Source organism: Mesorhizobium sp. YC-39 (assembly GCF_025753795.1).
Taxonomy (GTDB): domain Bacteria; phylum Pseudomonadota; class Alphaproteobacteria; order Rhizobiales; family Rhizobiaceae; genus Mesorhizobium.
Genome location: NZ_JAOWPS010000001.1, coordinates 1790147 through 1806568, shown reverse-complemented (window position 1 = coordinate 1806568; position 16422 = coordinate 1790147). Strand labels below are relative to the sequence as shown.

Genomic DNA, 16422 nt, shown 5'->3' with positions numbered 1-16422 from the left:
GCTGATCGGCCGAACCGCCATGTATGAGGCCGTCATCGCAGAGCTGGATGATCTCGACGGGGCTGACCTGCTGGCGCCACTAGTCACCGGGCTGTTTTGCGGAAATATCGCGCTCGTCTCCTCGTTCGGCGCGGAATCGGCGGTGCTGCTGCATATGGCCGCTTCGATCGATCGTTCGCTTCCCGTCATCACGCTCGACACGGGAAAGCTGTTTGCCGAGACGATCGCCTATCGCGCGCAACTGATAACGCTGCTCGGCCTGACCGATGTGCGCGTGGTGACGCCCAACGCGGATGCCTTGCGGGCGTTGGACGCTGCGGGATCGCTGCACTCCCGCAATCCGGACCGGTGCTGCCACATCCGCAAGGTTCTGCCGCTCGAAGGAGCCCTGGCCGGGTTCAAGGCCTGGATTTCCGGCCGCAAGCGATATCATGGCGGGCTGCGCACGGATGTGTCGACGCTTGAGGAAGATGACGGGCGCTTGAAGATCGACCCGCTCGCCCGCTTCACGCGCCCTGAGATCGAGGCCTATTTCGATCACCATCGCCTGCCCCGGCATTCGCTGCTCGAAAAAGGCTACTTCTCGATCGGTTGCGCGCCCTGCACGGTCGCGGGCGGCAGCGCGGACAACCCGCGCGTGGGCCGCTGGAGCGGATTGCCGAAGCTGGAATGCGGGATCCACCGGTCGCCCGCCGCCTCACGCAACCCGGCGCCATCCGCATCCTGATTCGCGGCTGCGTGGACATTGAGGTCCGTGCGTCGGATCGGCCATGCCGCTTCACCCTGCAAAGCCACTAGAATTGTCGCATGATTGCGTTACGCTGGGGAAAGATGTGGGCGGCGGAACGGTCCTGGCGGCACGACCGGCGTCCGAGGATTGGTCGAACGGGAGCCCCGATGACCCCCCTAGACGCCATCGAAGCCGATGCGAGGCGCCTGCTCCCGGCCACGGGCCGGATCGCCAAACTGGCAGCGCCGCGCAGCGCCAGGATACTGAGACGCAACCGTGTTCTCGAAGCGATCGACCGGAGGTCGCGATCGAGCGTGTGCTGGATAGCGGCGCCAGCGGGCTACGGCAAGACGACCGCGGTCATCGACTATCTCGAAAGCGTCGAGGCGCCGCATGTGTGGTTCCGTGTCGACGAGGGCGACCAGGACATTGCGCGCTTCTTTCAGTATCTGGCTCAATCCCTCAACTCGGCCACAGACATGCCGGTGTTCGGCGTCGAATATGCCGAGCAGCCAAAGGAGTTCGCCAGGCGCTTCTTCAGGGCCTATTTCGCGCGGCTGAAACCCGGCACCGTTCTGGTCCTCGACGATCTGCACGATGCCGATACGCCGGAGTTTCGTGGGGTGCTTTCGGTGATGTTCCGGGAGCTTCCGGACACGGTTCGGTGCATCTGCGCCTCGCGAACGCTGCCACGGGAGGAACTGGGCGACCTCGTCCTCAGAGGCCAGATGGCCGTCGTCGACAGGTCGGCGCTTGAATTCTCGACCGCGGAAGCGCGCGATCTCGTCCAACTGCGTTCAAAGAACGTCTCGGTCGATGTCGAAGCCGCGCGCGGCTGGGCAATCGGACTGGTCCTGCTCGCCGATCACGGCTCGACGGTCGGACCTGATGACGCGAACGTCCCAGGCGCGCAGAACGCACTGTTGGATGTTCTTGGCCGCCACTTCTTCCTTTCCCTCCCCGCCGCCGACCAGGACATGCTCCTGAAGCTCAACCTGCTGCCCGAAATCAGCGCCGGGCTGGCCGACGAGATGATCGGATCGGGCGAGGCGGGAAAGTTGCTTGAGCGACTCTACAGGCGTCAGTTGCTCGTCACGCGCACGGAAAGCAGCCGTGACGTCTTCTACCTGCACGACCTGTTGCGGGATTTCCTCGACCGGTGTTTCGCTGAGCGCGTGCCATGGGAAGAGCAGAGGTTGCTGAAACGAAAGGCGGCGACGATCCTCATCCAGGCAGGCCGTCTGGATGAAGCCATACCGCTTGCCTTGCAGGCCGAGGACTGGGGGCTTGCCGGCAAACTCATATTGAGCCGCGCGGAGGCTGTGCTGGCGCAAGGCGGCCGGGCGACTTTCATCGACTGGTGCGGCCGATTGCCGGAAGCGCTGATGAACGGCTGGCATTTCTATTGGCTGGGCGTGGCCCATGTGCCGGACGACGTCGCGGCGGAGCGCTGGCTGGCGAAGGCATGGCAGGCCTTTGGCGAGGCCGACGATCCGCGCGGCCTGTGTCTTACAGTGTCGCGCGCCGTCCTGGTCAAGACGGCCAGCTGGCGCACCTACGAAGGCCTTTCCGTATGGACCCGCCGGGCATTCGAGCTGATCCAACGCGGCCTGCCGGAACTGCCTGCCGAGGAAGCGATGCTGGTACGCATCGGCATGATGCGTGCGCTGAACTTCGCCGAGGATTACTATCGCAGCAGCCCGGCCGGACAAAAGCTGGAAACCGAACTGCTTGAACGGTTGACCAGGAATGCCAGGCAGGATCCGAGCGGATTGCGGTTGCTGGCGAGCGAAACGCTGATCGATCTTTCGGCGTCGACCATGCGCGCCGATCTGTTCGCCAAGGCCGTCGACAGCGTCATCGACGATTTGAGCAACAAGGACGCGCTGCCCTGGATTCTCGGCATGTGGCTGGTCGCCTTTGGCGCGGAGAGTGGCCGTTACTTCCCCTACAAAAGAAGGAATTTTCCCTATCCGTCGTCCGAAGCGGCGTTGCGGGCGGCGATCGCCATTGGCGAGCGTGAGTCGCTCAGGAGCGTGGAGTTCGGTGGGCTCTACCATCTCCAGATGCAGATGAAGGTCCGCAACGATTTTGCCGAGTTCCACCAGGTGGTCGCACGATTGGCCGAGATCGGCGACAGCCGCTTCACCACGCAGGTGGCCGTCGTCGCCGATTGCCACGCCGCGCTGCATGCAAGGCAAGGCGATTTCACAGCCGCCTATCAGGATTGCGAGCGCTTCATGGCGGCGATCGAGGCCGCCAACGAGCCCATGGTCGAGCGCTGGCCGCATTACATCACGAAGTTCCAGGTGCTGCTCGCCGACAGGAAGCCGCGCGAAGCCGCCACGCTTCTCGGCGAGCTGTTGCCCAAGCTGGACGGCGGCGCCCACAAGCGGAGCGAGATATGCATCCTGGCGGCCGAGGCGCTGGAAAGTTTGTGGGGCGACGATCCACATTATGGCGACCGGCTGAAGGCCTTCCTGGAGGCGCTGCGCGAAATCTCCTGGCCGATGGTGCTGCTCAACGTTCCGGAGCTGCTCGGCGAATTGCTTGGCGATGCGCTCGAGCGCGGCATCGAACCGGAGCTCTGCCGATCGCTGATCCGCGAACGCCGGCTGAACGTGCCGCAGCGGCGGCCCGCAGCCTGGCCCTGGCCGCTCAAGGTCCATGGTCTCGGCGGCTTCCGGCTCGAACTCGACGGCGAACCTCTGCCTCTCGGCGCCAAGCCACCGACCAAGGCGCTCGACATATTGCGGGTGCTGGCGATCGCGAAAGACAACACCTGTTCGCTGGAAACCCTGCAGGACTGGTTGTGGCCGGATCTTGACGGCGATCAGGCGCGGGCGGCGTGCGAGCAAGCGCTGCACCGGCTGCGCAAGCTGCTGGGGCGCACCGACCTCATCGCCCAGCGCGAAGGCAGGCTTCGCCTCGCATCGGACAAGGTCTGGGTCGACCTCGCCGCGTGGGATGCACGGCTCAAAGCAGTGGCGACGGCCAATGGCGGGACAGTCGGACTGCGCCCCGACGCGGAGGCACTCTTCCTCGCATTCCCCGGCGCATTGTTTCTGCACGAGCGAGCCAATTCCTGGTCGCTCGCCGCTTCCGAAAAAGTGCGTCGCGACCTGATCGATCTCGGCTTGCGGATCGGCCAGCGGCTGGAGGCGGCCGGCAACGCCGATCAAGCGCGTTCCGTCTATCTCAGAGCATTGGATTTTTATCCGGATGCCGGTCCGCTCTTCAAGGCGCTGATCAAGGAGCGGCTGTCGCGCCGTGATTTCGAAGGCGCGGTCGACGACTATGCACGCTACGAGCGGGCATTGCGTGCCGCTGGCGAAGGCGGGCCCGCGGCCGAAATACGCGCTCTGGTCGATCCGCATCTCGCGCGGCAGACGCGCTGACGAAAATTCCCAGCGCGGTCGCGCGAAACTCCGGGTCCTCGTGAGCCCGGCGATCACTCAAACGCCTTTCAGAATGTTTGCAGCCAAGACAAGCGCAGCGAGGATCAGAACAAGGCCCGCGACGATGTCCATCCGCTTGCGATGGATCGGGCGGTCGAAGCGGCGGGACAGGCTCAACCCGGCCAGGCTCCAGCCATAGAACTTGATTGCGGAAGCGGCGAGGAATCCGCCGGCGAAACCCGCCTGTTCCCCACTGCCGTAGCTGAACGAAAGCACGCCGACGAGAAACATCGCCTCGAGCCAGACCAGCGGATTGAGCCAGGTGGCGGCAAGCATCGAGCCGATCGCTTGGTATCGCGACTTGCGGCCTGCTGCGGCAATCTCCATGCCGGATGTCCGGTTGACCGCGCGCAAGGTGCGCGCGCCCCACCAGGCGAGAAATCCGGCGCATGCCGCCTGCAGCATGCCTGAGATTGCGGGATTGTGCGTCAGCAACGTTCCAAACCCGCCAATTCCCATGCTCACGAGGGCGATCTCCGAGACGTAGCCGGTGGAAGCGACCGCGAAAGGATGGCTGCGCGTCAATCCGGCCTGGATAAGCATGAGGTTCTGAGGCCCGAGGGAAAAGATCAGCCCGAGGCCGAACACGAAGCCGGAGACCATCGCCGGCGACAACAGGGCGTCGGCTGTCATGCGACGTCACCCGGCTTTTTCGAGCGTGCAATGTTGCGCATCTGCTGCCTCCCGCACGTGCAGTGTGGAAGGCAGTCACATATGGATCACTTACGCGACAAAGCCGGCAGTGCGGTTTTCAGGTCACGGCTTCGGAATTCAGCCGGACGCGGACCGGTTTTCTCAGACGGCTTGCGCGGCGCCTATCCAGTCCAGACGCGCGGCGGGGACAAGGCCGTAATTGTAGAAATTGATGCCGTCGACGTCGGGCGCCAGCGCCGGTTTGACTTTGGAGGCAAGCATGTCGGGACCTGTCATTTCCGGATAGAACAGCCGGTAGCCGGCGCCGAGGAATTTTTCCGCTCCGAGCACGGCGCGGCCGGCCGCCATCAGGCTTGCGACATTGCTGGCCTGCATGTCGTAGGCACACAGGATCGCCCCGTCGCAGACCTTGCCGAGCGCTGCCAGATCGCAGCCGCCGAGCCAGCCGTCTTTCAGGTCGATGACGACGACCTTCGTCGTGGGATGCGCCACCTCGCGCAGCTCGGCGACCAGGCTGGTCACCGGCTCGAAGCGCCAGATGAGATAGGCATGGAGTTCCGGCCAGGGCAGAAATGCGTCGAGGCCGCTGGCGGGAAAGTCGGGGAAGCGCCGTTCGGGCACCGCGTGCTCGCAGGTCTCGACGATCCATTGGCTGACGAGCCTGCGCGCCGCCTCGCCATCGACGCCGGCATGGGCCGCACGGGCGAGGCAGGACGGGCAAAAACACAGCGACAGCAGAAAGTCGTCTTCCGGCGTCAGTCCGACGCCATCCTTCTCGTGGTGGTACTCATGGGCAAAGCCCATGAAGGACGGGCTTTCAAGCTCGATCCTGTCCGGCCTATAGCTGTGCGTGACGTCGGCGACCAGCGCGCGGAGATAGGCGCGCGCATCCGGATGCGACGGACAGAGATTGTAGTAGTTGGCATCGCCGAAGGCATTGCGGGTGACGGCCTGCGGATGCAGCATGCCGAGGCGGGTGTTGTGCAGGCAGACCGTCCAGCAGGAAACCCCGAGCCCGCCCGCGTCGCGCCTGCGGACAAGTTCGCCAAGCACGTCGCCACCCTCGGTGATCACGTCCGCGACCTTGGGTTGGATGGCGAGACTGGCCCAGCGTGCAGCGGTTGGCTTGAAATAGATGGTGCCGTCTTCCGGAAAGTAGGCCTTCCGGCGCGGGCTGCGCGGCTGCAGGAAGCGGCCGGCATGATAGGAGGTGGCGAGGCTGATCATGTTGAGCCCGGCGCGTTCGACAAGATCGCGTTCGACCGTCTCCAGGCCCAGATCCTGAACATCCCAGGGATAGGTCCACATCGAAAGCTGCATGAATATCCTCAGTCTTCTGGATTGACGCTGCTGGTCGGTCGTTACCTGTTCGCGACGCGCATGAGGCGTTTCGGCGAATACAAGGCTTTCCCGGCAAGATCGAGCCGTTGTCGCAGCCAGGAATCGAGGAAGACTCCTGCCTTGATCGAAGGCGATTTGCAAGAAGCGCGGAAAAATGGCCGGGCTCGAATGCGGCCCGGCCAAGAAAGAAGGTTTACAACCTTCAGAGGGGAACACCGTTCAGCGGAATGGGAGGAAACCGCCGAACGATTCTACCTGTTTGAACTGATTTGGGCGCATTGGCGACGGAAAAAATTCCAAAACCTTAAGCAAAGATGAAATTCCCGTCCCACTCTCCCCGATTCAAACCGGTGCCGCACCGGTTGCAAGCAAGTCCGAATAGTGCTGGCGGGCCACGTCGGGATGGGAGCGCAGGCGGCTTTTCAGCACATTGGTCCCGACATCGCGAAACAGCGGATTGTCCGGGTCGCTCGCCGGCCCGCGTGTCTCGGCCGCCAGTTCCTCGGGCAAGGCAAGCAGCGGGATCGTCGCATCGAGGCGGGCGCTGAAGAAGAAGGGGACGGAAATCCGCTCGGCGCCGGCCGGCGGCGTCACGACACGATGGATCGTCGCCCTGAGATAGCCATTCGACGCCAGTTCGAGGAGCTCGCCGATATTGACCACCAGCGTTCCGGGGATCGGATCCACATTCACCCAGCTGCCATCATAGTCGACCTGCAGCCCCTTGTTCTCGTCCTGGAGCAGGAGCGTCAGAAAGCCACCATCCTTGTGCGCGCCGACGCCCTGGTCGTCGCCGGTCGAATGCCGGCCAGGATAGCGCACGATCTTCATGCGGTGGTTGGGCTCACCGCGGTAGATCGGATCGAACGCGTCCTCGCTCTGGTCGAGCGACAGCGCGAAGGCCTTCAGCAGGCGGATCGCCACCGCCGTCGCCTTGGTCTGCCATGCCAGCAGAGCCGGCTTCAGTTCCGGCAATGATTGAGGCCATTGGTTCGGCCCCTGCAGCCGCGTCCAGGCGGGAACGCCCGGTCCTTGCGGTATGGGCGGGCGCTCAACGCCGATATCGAGCTGTTCGCGCCAGTCGGCCTTGCCCTTGGTCAACTCACCGCCGGCGCGTGTATAGCCCCGGAATTGCGAGGACTTGACCATTTCGATCGCCAGCTTGTCGGCTTCGGCCAAGGCAAAGAACCGGCGCGAGGCATTGAGCACGTCCTCGATCTCCGCAGCCGATATGCCATGGCCGCTGAGATAGAAGAAACCGACATCGCGGGCGGCCATACGCAGGTCGAACAGAAAGGTCCGCTCCTCCGATGCGCCCTGTTCGAGACGGCTGAGATCGAGCACAGGTACAATCCTGGCCATGGTCAGGCTCCTTCCGCTTGGATCATACCCTTACGGTGGCATGCAGGACGCCGCGATCAAAGCAACGCCCGATCCAATCTCGACGCGAATGGAAGAAAGTCAGCGCTGTGTTTGGCGATGAGCAGGCAAATAATGTCCGAGCGAATGTTCACGACCTACGCGCGAACCGCCGCGGCCGAAGGTCAGAAAGTCTCAACCCATGGCCTGATTTCGAGCTCTGAGCTCCACGCGCTGCGATGCTGTCGATGGATGGCAAGATAGGTTTGCGCGATCGCGTCTGGAGACAGCCGGCGGTCGGATTCATCAGCCTGCCCCGACGGCGCAATCGCACCGTCGATGATGAAATGCGCGACATGGATGTTTTTCGGCGCCAGTTCGCGGGCCATGGATTGCGCCAGCCCGCGCAGGCCGAACTTTGGCATGGCAAAGCCGGCCGAACCCGAAAACCCCTTGACGCTCGCGGTGGCGCCGGTGAACAGGATCGAGCCCGAGCCGCGGGCAAGCAACCGGCGGGCCGCCTGCTGGCCGATCAGGAACCCGCCATAAGCGCCGACCAGCAATGCCTGCCTGACTGCTTCGGGGTCGAGGTCGGCGATCGACCCGCGAGTGCGGCCGCTGGCGTTGAACACCGCAAGCGACAGTGCACCGGCCTTGTCGGCCACGTCGAACAGATTTGCGACCGAAGCGGCATCGGCCACGTCCGTTTCGACCGCCACCGCGCCGGTCTCCTCGACCAGCGCGGCAAGCTTGCCGACATTGCGGGCAGCCAGGACCACCCGAAAGCCCTCCTTAGCGAGAAGGCGAGCGAGCGAACCGCTCAATCCCGGTCCTGCGCCCGCGATAACTGCAACGTCGGATGTCATGGAGCTTCTCCATTTTTGGATGGTGGCCAAGGCAAGGTCGCTCCTGGATGCCTGACAGGCAAGAAAAAGTATTCCTGCAAATCCTTGGCACCAGCGCAGCCTGCGAGCATCACCATGGCCGGGCGCCGTCGATGACTTCCACGGCGCGGGCGGCGAAGCGGCCGGCCAGCGGCGCAATTTCGGCCGCATTGGCCGCGGCCGCGCTGCCGACCTGTGCGCGGTCGGCAATACCGACGAAGATCACCGCGAAGCGAAACAGGGAGAAAACCAGATGGAACGGCAGCAGCGGCCCAGTGGGCACGGCACGGGCGAAATAGTGATCGAGGAACTCGCGCTGGCTCGGAATGCCGAGTGCGGCATGATCGAGGCCGAGGATGCCGCCATACTCATTCGGTGAAGAATGCCAGGGCATCAAGCAGAAGCCGAGATCGGCAAGCGGGTGGCCGAGCGTCGACAATTCCCAGTCGAGGATGCCGATCACCTCAGGCCGCTCGGGATGAAAGAGGAGATTGCCGAGGCGGAAGTCGCCATGCGCGATGGCGATGCGGCCATCGTCCGGCGGAAGATTTCGAGGCAACCATTCGGCCACGGCTTCGAGCGCCGCGATGCGGTCGCTCGGCGATTCCTGCAACTGCTTCGTCCAGCGCGCGATCTGCCGCTCAAAATAGTTTCCCGGCCGGCCGTAGTCGCCGAGCCCGACCTCTTCCGGCTGGATGGCGTGCAGTTTGGCCATGGCTTCGGCCATGCCGAGATAGATGCCGCGCCGCTCGTCGCCCGACAATCCCGGCAATGCGCAATCATGGAACACGCGGCCGTCGAGGCGTTCCATCAGATAGAAGGGTGTGCCGAGCAATTCGTCGCCGGTGTGATAAAGCACTGGCCGCGGCACCGGCACATTGGTTGGAGCGAGTGCCTCGATCACCCGGTATTCGCGATCGATGGCGTGGGCGCCGCGCAGGATCGGCCCGTTGGGCTTCTTGCGCAGTACCATGCGATGTCCGCCGTAGTCGACGAAATAGGTCGGGTTCGACTGGCCGCCGCCGATCCGCTGCAGCGACAGAAGGCCAGCGCCGAACTGGCTTTTGAGAAAATCCTCCAGCCGCGATGGGTCGAAATCCGGCCGCGTCACGCGTTCAGCGTCTTCCGGCATGGCTCGTTTCGCCCGCTTCGACATTCCAGCGCCAGAAGCCTGTGCCTTCCTCGTTGAGGAACCGGTTGAGCACCATCTTGTGGACCTCGTCGGCGCCATCGACCAGCCGGGCCTGGCGGGCATAGCGGTAGATCCATTCGAGCACCGTGTCCTTCGAATAGCCGCGCGCGCCGTTGATCTGGATCGCCACGTCGGCGGCGTCATGCAAGACATTGGCGACCTGGACCTTGGCCATGGAGACCTCCTTGCGGGCGAAGCCGCCGCGATCGAGCTCCCAGGCCGCCTTCATCACCAGCAGCCGGCCGATCTCGATGCGCATGGCAAGATCGCCGAGCATGAGCTGGATGCTCTCCCGGTCGGCCAGAAGCTTGCCAAAGCCATGGCGTTCGGCGGCATAGGCGCGAGCGATCTCGATGCAGCGCTTGGACAGTCCCAGCCAACGCATGCAGTGGGTGAGCCGCGCCGGACCGAGCCGGACCTGGGTGACCTTCAGCCCGCTGCCTTCGCCGGCGAGTACGTCCTCGACCGGCACTTCCAGCCCGTCGAATTCCAGTTCGCAATGGCCGCCATGCTCTTCCGGACCCATGATCTCGATGCGCCGCAGGATCCGCCAACCGGGCTGGTCCTTGTGGAACAGCAGGGCCGAAAGCCCGCGGCGCGGATCGTCCGAGGTGCGCGCGACGACAATGAAATGGCTGGCTTCGCCCGCGCCGGTGATGAACCATTTGCGGCCGCTGACCACATATTTGTCGCCGCGCCGCTCGGCCTTGGTCATGATCATCGACGGGTCGGAACCGCCACCCGGATGCGGCTCGGTCATCGCGAAGGCCGAACGGACCTTGCCCTCGACGATCGGCTGCAGCCATTTCTGTTTCTGCTCCTGCGTCCCCAGCGCTTCCAGCACCATCATGTTGCCGTCATCGGGCGCCGCGGAATTGAACACGACCGGACCGAAGATCGAGCGGTTCATCTCCTCATAGCAGACGGCCATCTCCACCTTGGAAAGGCCCGCCCCGCCGGTCTCGGGCTTCAGCTGCAAACACCAAAGGCCGGCCGCGCGCGCCTTGGCCCGCAGCGTCTCCAGCAGCGGCAGCGCGATGTTGCCATAGGCGTCGTAGGACGTTCTCTCAGCCTCCAGCGGCAGGATCTCGCGCGCGACGAAGTCGGCGATCTCAGCGCGGAAAGCTTCGGTGCGGGCGGGAATGTCGAAATTCATGAGCACTCACAAGGATGAAACGAGATGGCCGCCATCGACCTCGATGGTCGAGCCGGTAATGTAGCTGCCGGCATCGGATGCGAGCAACAGCAGCGCGCCCGCAAGTTCATCCGGCCGGCCCAGCCGGCGCTGCGGAATGCGCTTGATGAGCTGAAGGCCGGTTTCCGAGGTAAAGAAATCGCGATTGATGTCCGTTTCGATATAGCCGGGGCAAAGTGCGTTGACACGAATTCCATAACGCGCCCATTCCAGCGCCAGTGCCTTGGTCAACTGGATCACGCCCGCCTTTGAAGTGGAATAGGCACTGACATTGCCGGCGACACGATAGCCGAGGATCGAGGCGATGTTGACGATGGCGCCGCTGCTGCCCGAGGCCCGCATGCCGCGCGCCACCGCCTGGGCGACGACGAAGCTGCCCTTGAGGTTGGTGTCGATCACACTGTCCCAGCCGGCCTCGTCGAGATCGAGCGCTGGCGCGGTTCCGCTGACGCCGGCATTGTTGACCAGGATATCGAAAGGCGTGCCCGCTTGCGCGAGTGCCGCCGCCACCGAAGCGCTGTCGGCGACGTCCATCTCGACAGCGGCGGCGCTGCCGCCGGCCACACGTATTTTTTCCGCGGCTTCGCCGAGCGCCTGCTTTCGGCGCGCGGCCAGCGTGACCGAGACACCACGCCGGGCCAGAAGCTCGGCAAAATAGAGCCCGAGCCCGCCTGAGGCGCCGGTGACCAGCGCGGATTTGCCCTTGAGGTCCTGAAACATGACGGGGAGGTCTTGAACCATGACCAGCCGTCAGGCCGGCGTCGGGGCGTTCTCGCGGATCAGACCTTGCTTCTTCAGCGCCGCCCAGAATTCGACCGGAATGGGATGGCTGATGAGGGCGACGTTCTGGTCAAGATGCTTCCTGGTGCGGGTGCCCGGTATGTTCGTCGGGATCGACGGATGAGCCAGCACGAACTGTAGTGCGGCGGCCGCGAGCGGCACATTGAACTCGCGGCACACCGCCTCGATCTTGCTGACCTGCTGGAGGATCGGCTCCTCGGCTTCCCTGTAATTGTAATGCGCGCCCTTCACCGCGCCGGTGGCGAGGATGCCGCTGTTGAAGCCGCCACCAAGCACGATGGCGACGTCGCGCTCCTCGCAGAGCGGCAGGAACGTGTCGAGCGCGTCCTGTTCGAGCAGCGTGTAGCGGCCGGCTAGCAGGAAACAGTCGAAATCGCGCTCACGCAGTGCCGCCTCGCAAACCTGCCATTCATTGCAGCCGACACCGATGGCCGAAACCACCTTCTCGGAGCGCAGCTTCTCCAGCGCTTTGTAGCCGCTGTCCATGGCGGTGCGGAAATGCTGCTTCTGAAGATCGGGTCCGTGCGAGAAGACATCGATGTCATGGATGAAGAGGATGTCGATGCGCGACACGCCGAGCCGCTGCAGACTGTCCTCGAAGGAGCGCATGCAGCCGTCATAGCTGTAGTCGTGGACGACCTCGAAGGGTGGCATGTCGACCCAGAAGAAGGATTTCATCTCGCCCTTCGGCACCGGAGCGAGCAACCGTCCGACCTTGGTCGACAGAACATATTCGTCGCGCGGGAAGGCGCGTAGCCCCTCGCCCAGCCGGCGCTCGGACAGGCCATGGCCATACATCGGCGCCGTATCGAAATAGCGGAGCCCAGCATCCCACGCGCCTTTGATGACGTCGCGAACGTCCGCTTCCGGGACGGCGCGGAACTGGTTACCGAGCGGCGCCGTGCCGAAACCCATCGTGGTGACTTCGAGGCCGGTGCGGCCGAATTTCTTCTTGTCCGACGCGTTCATGAACAGACCCCTTCTGTCACTTGATGAAAAGATATTTCGAGCGGTCGATGGTGAGCGAGACCGCCAGGATGATGACGAAGCCCTTGACGATGTCCTGGGTGAAGCTGTTGACCTCCGTGACATCCATGCCGTTGGTCAGGATAGCAATGACGAGCACGCCGAGGAACGTCCGGTGTGGGCCGCCAATGCCGCCGGAAAGGGCCGTGCCGCCCATGACGACGGCGGCGATCGAATTGAGCAGCAGGCTGCTTCCAGCTGTGGGCGTGCCGGCGCCGACCTGGCCGGTCAGCATGACGCCGGCGAGGCCGCAAATGCCGCCGGCCAGCACGAAGGCGAGTATCTTATAGAAGGTGACCGGGACGCCCGCATGCGAGGCGACGATCTCGCCGCCGCCGAGCGCGTAAAGATAGCGGCCAAGCTTGGTGCGGAAGGCGACGACGGTGAGCACGGCGGTGGCGATCAGCGCGAACCAGATGACGTTGGGGACGCCGAGCACGAAGGAGCCGTTGACCAGATCCGGCAGCAGGCTGTCGGCGAACAGGATCGACTGGCCCTGCGAGATCTGGTTGGCGACACCGGAGAGGATCGACAGCATGCCGAGCGTGACCAGGAAGGACGGCACTTTGAGCATGGTGACGAGACTGCCATTGACCAGGCCGACAAGGGCGCCGACGCCGATTCCGACCAGCGTCGCGCCGGCGAGGCCGAACTGGTCGACGGTGAGCGCGGCAAGAATGCCGGTCAGCGTCACCAGCGCGCCGACCGAAAGGTCGATCGAGCCGATCAGGATGACCACGGTTCCGGCGAGCGCGACCATCAAAAGCACCGACGACTGCCGGCCGATGTTGAGCGCATTGGAGGCCGAGAAGAACAGCGGATTGACGTAGGAGAAATAGGCGACGAGCACAACGATCGCGATGATTGGCAAAACGATCGTGCGAAGATTGAAGTCGCCCTGCTTCTTGGCCACGGTGGCCGCAACTTCTGCCATTTCAACCCCTATAGCATTGCCGAAACCACGTCGACTTCGCGTGGCTTGGCGTCCTTCGGCGTCTCGACGATGGCGGAAACCACGCCATCGCGAAGCACCATTATCCGATTGGAGAGCCCGATCAGCTCGGGCAGATTGTCCGAGACCAGAAGCACGGCCGCGCCCTTGTCGGCGATCTCGCGCATCAGCGAATAGATGTCCTCCTTGGCGCCGACATCGAGGCCGCGGCCCGGATCGTCCAGGACCAGGATGCGAACGCCGCGCGCCAGCCATTTGGCGAAGACGATCTTCTGCTGGTTCCCGCCCGACAGCGTGCGGCAGGCTGCCGCCGGCCCGGGTGCGCGCACCTTGAGCCGCTGCATCCATTCGACGGTGAGCGCCCGGCTGCGCCGGGGCGAGATCAGGCCGAGGAAGCCGAGGGCAATCTGCTTCAGGTTCGGCAGCGTCAGGTTCCAGTCGACGGTATCGGTGCCGATGATGCCGGCGACGCTGCGCTCGGCGGGCACGAAGCCAATGCCATGGCGTATGGCGTCGCGGCGCGAGCCACGGCGCAGCGTGGCGCCCTCGACGACGACGTCGCCCTCGCCCTGCGCTTCGGCGCCGGCGATGATCCTGGCAAGCGTCGACTTGCCGGACCCCAGGACCCCGGCGATGCCGAGGATTTCGCCTTCGCGCAGATCAAGCGAGACGCCGCGCAGATGGCCTGGTTTGCTGATGCCGGTGGCGCGCAACGCGACGGTGGCGGACGGCTCGCGCTGGACCGCCTCGCGATAGTATTCGGCATTGCGCTGGCGGCCGACGATCAGTTCGTGCAGCGCCACCTCGTCGATGCTCTTGATCGGTCGCTGATCGACGACATGGCCGTCCTTCAAGGCGACGACCTCGTCGCATATGGCGAAGACGTCGGACAGGCGATGCGACACGAGCACGAAGGAGGCGCGCGAGCGCCAGCGGTTGATGCCGTCGAAAAGCTTGGCGGTTTCGTGGTCCGAAAGCGCGCTGGTCGGTTCGTCGAGAAGGATGATCGGCTCGACCGGATAGACGCGGCTGAGCGCGAAAGCCTTGGCGATCTCGACAAGCTGGCGCTGGCCGAAGGAGAGTGCGCCGGTGAGCGCCGTCGGGCTGACATCGACTTCGAGCTCTTCGAGCACCGCGCGCGCCTCGGCGATCATTGCCTTGCGCCTGAGACCGCCGGCCACGGTGAATTTGGTCTCGCGTCCGAGAAAGATGTTCTCGAAGACGGGGATGGTCGGGATCAGTCCTTGCTCCTGGAAGACGGTGGCGACGCCGTGGCGCGCGGCCTCCGTCGGATGGCCGAAGCGCACCGGATCGCCATTGATCGCTATGGTGCCGGTGTCCGGGCGGACGGTACCGTTGATGATCGACAGCAATGTCGATTTGCCGGCGCCGTTCTCACCGACCAGACCGAGCATCTGGTGGCGACGCAGGACGAAGCTTACCCCCGTCAGCGCGTTGGTGCCGGGGTAAGTCTTGGAGATATCGCGAAGCTCGAGCGCGGGTGCTGCGGCCGGCCGGCCGCCCGGAAGATCCGGACGACCGACCACGGTCAGGGAGGTCACTTGAACGGGCCGCTCTTGTAATGGTCGGCGTAGAGCTTGGTGACCGCGTCGAACTCGGCCTTCCATTTCGCCGCATCGCCATAGGCGGCGTTGAGCTTGTCCTGACCCTCCTGACCTGCCCACTGGGTGGCGGGATCGATCGGGTAGATGTTGTTTTGCGGATCCCAATTGTCGGGATTGAGGGTGCGGCTCATCTTGGCGAAATCGAACGGCAGCTCGGCGCCCTTGTAAACCTTCTCGTCAATCGAGGCGGCAGTTTTGGCGGTCGCGGTAAGCGAGCCGGTGTAGAGCAGCCGCTCGGCAAGCGTCGGCTTCCAGCCGTTCAATGCATCGAACAGCATGACCGCGGCAAAGCCGGCCTGGTAGGGCGCGAGCGAGGTGTTGGTGGCAACGAACTGCTCGCCCTTGGCGACCTCCTGCAGGCCTTCCGAAAGACCGTCGATACCGGCGATCTTGACGTTGGTCAGGTTGCGCTCCTTGAGCACCGAGAGCGCGCCCAGCGCCATGGAATCGTTTTGTGCAAAGACCGCCTTCATGTTCGGATAGGCGGTGACCATGCTGAGCATGACCGTGCGCGCTTTTTCGCGGACCCAGTCGCCGCGCAGACCGCCGACGACCTTGATGCCGGGGAATTCGGCCGCGGCCTTCATCATGCCGGCGGTGCGGGCGTCGTCGGTCGGCGTCGCCAGGCCCTTGATATGGACCACCTCGCCCTCGCCGCCAATTGAGGTGAACAGTTCCTTGCCGACCTGATAGCCGGCCTCGACGGAGTTGGCGGTCATGTAGGAGATGAAGTAGTCGCCGACATCGGACGGGGTGAACCAGGCGGGGATTTCCCAGATAGCCGAGTAGTAGACGCTGTTTTCCTGGCAGAGCTTGGCGATCATCGGCACCTCGCCGGCAGCGACAACCGTGTTGATCAGCATGTTGACGCCCTGGGTGGGCAGGCCGCGAACCTGGCTGATTTCTCGGGCCGCGTCATTGTCGTGATAGAGCTCGACCTGGTCGATCTTGAGCGCCGAGGACGTCGCCTTGAAGCCCTTGATGAAGGCTGCCCAATAGTCGTTGGCGAGCGTCGCCACGCAGGTCGCCGCCTTGCCTGGGGTTGCGGCGAAGGTCTGGTTTGCCCGCAGGCTCAGCGCCGTGCCCAACGGCAGGCTGATGCCGGCGGCGGTGGCGAGCTGCATGAACACGCGGCGCGACATCGGATCCTGAATTTGCGAGACCGTCCTGACAATATCTTCTTCACGAGACATGCTTCACTCCCT

The 16422-nt window shown here is 64.1% G+C and carries 14 protein-coding genes; 3 read left to right on the top strand and 11 right to left on the bottom strand.

Annotation, left to right across the window (positions count from 1 at the left end; translation table 11 throughout):
- The first annotated feature begins 19 nt into the window (after positions 1–19).
- Both OHD62_RS08480 and OHD62_RS08475 read left to right on the top strand, forming a co-directional pair.
- Positions 20–727: a phosphoadenylyl-sulfate reductase gene (locus OHD62_RS08480; protein ID WP_263782042.1), complete on the top strand. Its 708-nt coding sequence runs from the start codon at positions 20–22 to the stop codon at positions 725–727.
- 170 nt (positions 728–897) lie between these two features.
- The gene (locus OHD62_RS08475) at positions 898–4128 is read left to right on the top strand and encodes a hypothetical protein (RefSeq protein WP_263782041.1); all 3231 of its coding nucleotides are present in this window, start codon (positions 898–900) and stop codon (positions 4126–4128) included.
- Positions 4129–4185: 57 nt separating this feature from the next.
- Here OHD62_RS08475 and OHD62_RS08470 read toward each other — a convergent pair whose 3' ends face one another.
- Complete coding sequence (locus OHD62_RS08470; protein WP_263782040.1) at positions 4186–4821, bottom strand: LysE/ArgO family amino acid transporter; 636 nt, start codon at positions 4819–4821, stop codon at positions 4186–4188.
- A 162-nt stretch (positions 4822–4983) separates the two neighbouring features.
- Positions 4984–6162: a hypothetical protein gene (locus OHD62_RS08465; RefSeq protein ID WP_263782039.1), complete on the bottom strand. Its 1179-nt coding sequence runs from the start codon at positions 6160–6162 to the stop codon at positions 4984–4986.
- Positions 6163–6183: 21 nt separating this feature from the next.
- On the opposite strand from OHD62_RS08465, the gene OHD62_RS08460 reads away from it, so the two are divergent.
- Positions 6184–6501 (top strand): hypothetical protein, encoded by a 318-nt coding sequence (locus OHD62_RS08460; RefSeq protein WP_263782038.1) that lies wholly within the window; start codon positions 6184–6186, stop codon positions 6499–6501.
- Between the two features lie 24 nt (positions 6502–6525).
- Here the strand turns inward: OHD62_RS08460 and OHD62_RS08455 are convergent, their stop codons facing one another.
- From OHD62_RS08455 to OHD62_RS08415, 9 genes are all read right to left on the bottom strand, one after another.
- A complete protein-coding gene (locus OHD62_RS08455; RefSeq protein WP_263782036.1) occupies positions 6526–7545 on the bottom strand; it encodes an isopenicillin N synthase family dioxygenase in 1020 nt (339 codons plus the stop codon).
- A gap of 182 nt (positions 7546–7727) precedes the next feature.
- Positions 7728–8408, bottom strand: a complete 681-nt coding sequence (locus OHD62_RS08450; RefSeq protein WP_263782035.1) for an SDR family NAD(P)-dependent oxidoreductase — start codon at positions 8406–8408, stop codon at positions 7728–7730.
- 109 nt (positions 8409–8517) lie between these two features.
- On the bottom strand, positions 8518–9558 hold the full coding sequence (locus OHD62_RS08445) for a phosphotransferase family protein (RefSeq protein ID WP_263782034.1): 1041 nt from the start codon (positions 9556–9558) through the stop codon (positions 8518–8520).
- Positions 9542–10774, bottom strand: coding sequence for an acyl-CoA dehydrogenase family protein (locus tag OHD62_RS08440; RefSeq protein ID WP_263782033.1), 1233 nt, complete (start codon positions 10772–10774; stop codon positions 9542–9544). Before OHD62_RS08440 ends, OHD62_RS08445 begins: the two co-directional genes overlap by 17 nt.
- Before the next feature lie 6 nt (positions 10775–10780).
- Positions 10781–11554, bottom strand: a complete 774-nt coding sequence (locus tag OHD62_RS08435; RefSeq protein WP_263782032.1) for an SDR family NAD(P)-dependent oxidoreductase — start codon at positions 11552–11554, stop codon at positions 10781–10783.
- Positions 11555–11563: 9 nt separating this feature from the next.
- The gene (locus OHD62_RS08430; RefSeq protein ID WP_263782031.1) at positions 11564–12583 is read right to left on the bottom strand and encodes an aldo/keto reductase; all 1020 of its coding nucleotides are present in this window, start codon (positions 12581–12583) and stop codon (positions 11564–11566) included.
- Between the two features lie 16 nt (positions 12584–12599).
- Positions 12600–13574, bottom strand: coding sequence for an ABC transporter permease (locus OHD62_RS08425; protein ID WP_263782030.1), 975 nt, complete (start codon positions 13572–13574; stop codon positions 12600–12602).
- Between the two features lie 8 nt (positions 13575–13582).
- Entirely contained in the window at positions 13583–15154 is a 1572-nt protein-coding gene (locus OHD62_RS08420) for a sugar ABC transporter ATP-binding protein (protein ID WP_263782029.1), read from the bottom strand.
- The gene (locus tag OHD62_RS08415) at positions 15151–16410 is read right to left on the bottom strand and encodes a sugar ABC transporter substrate-binding protein (RefSeq protein ID WP_263782028.1); all 1260 of its coding nucleotides are present in this window, start codon (positions 16408–16410) and stop codon (positions 15151–15153) included. Before OHD62_RS08415 ends, OHD62_RS08420 begins: the two co-directional genes overlap by 4 nt.
- Positions 16411–16422: the final 12 nt, after the last annotated feature.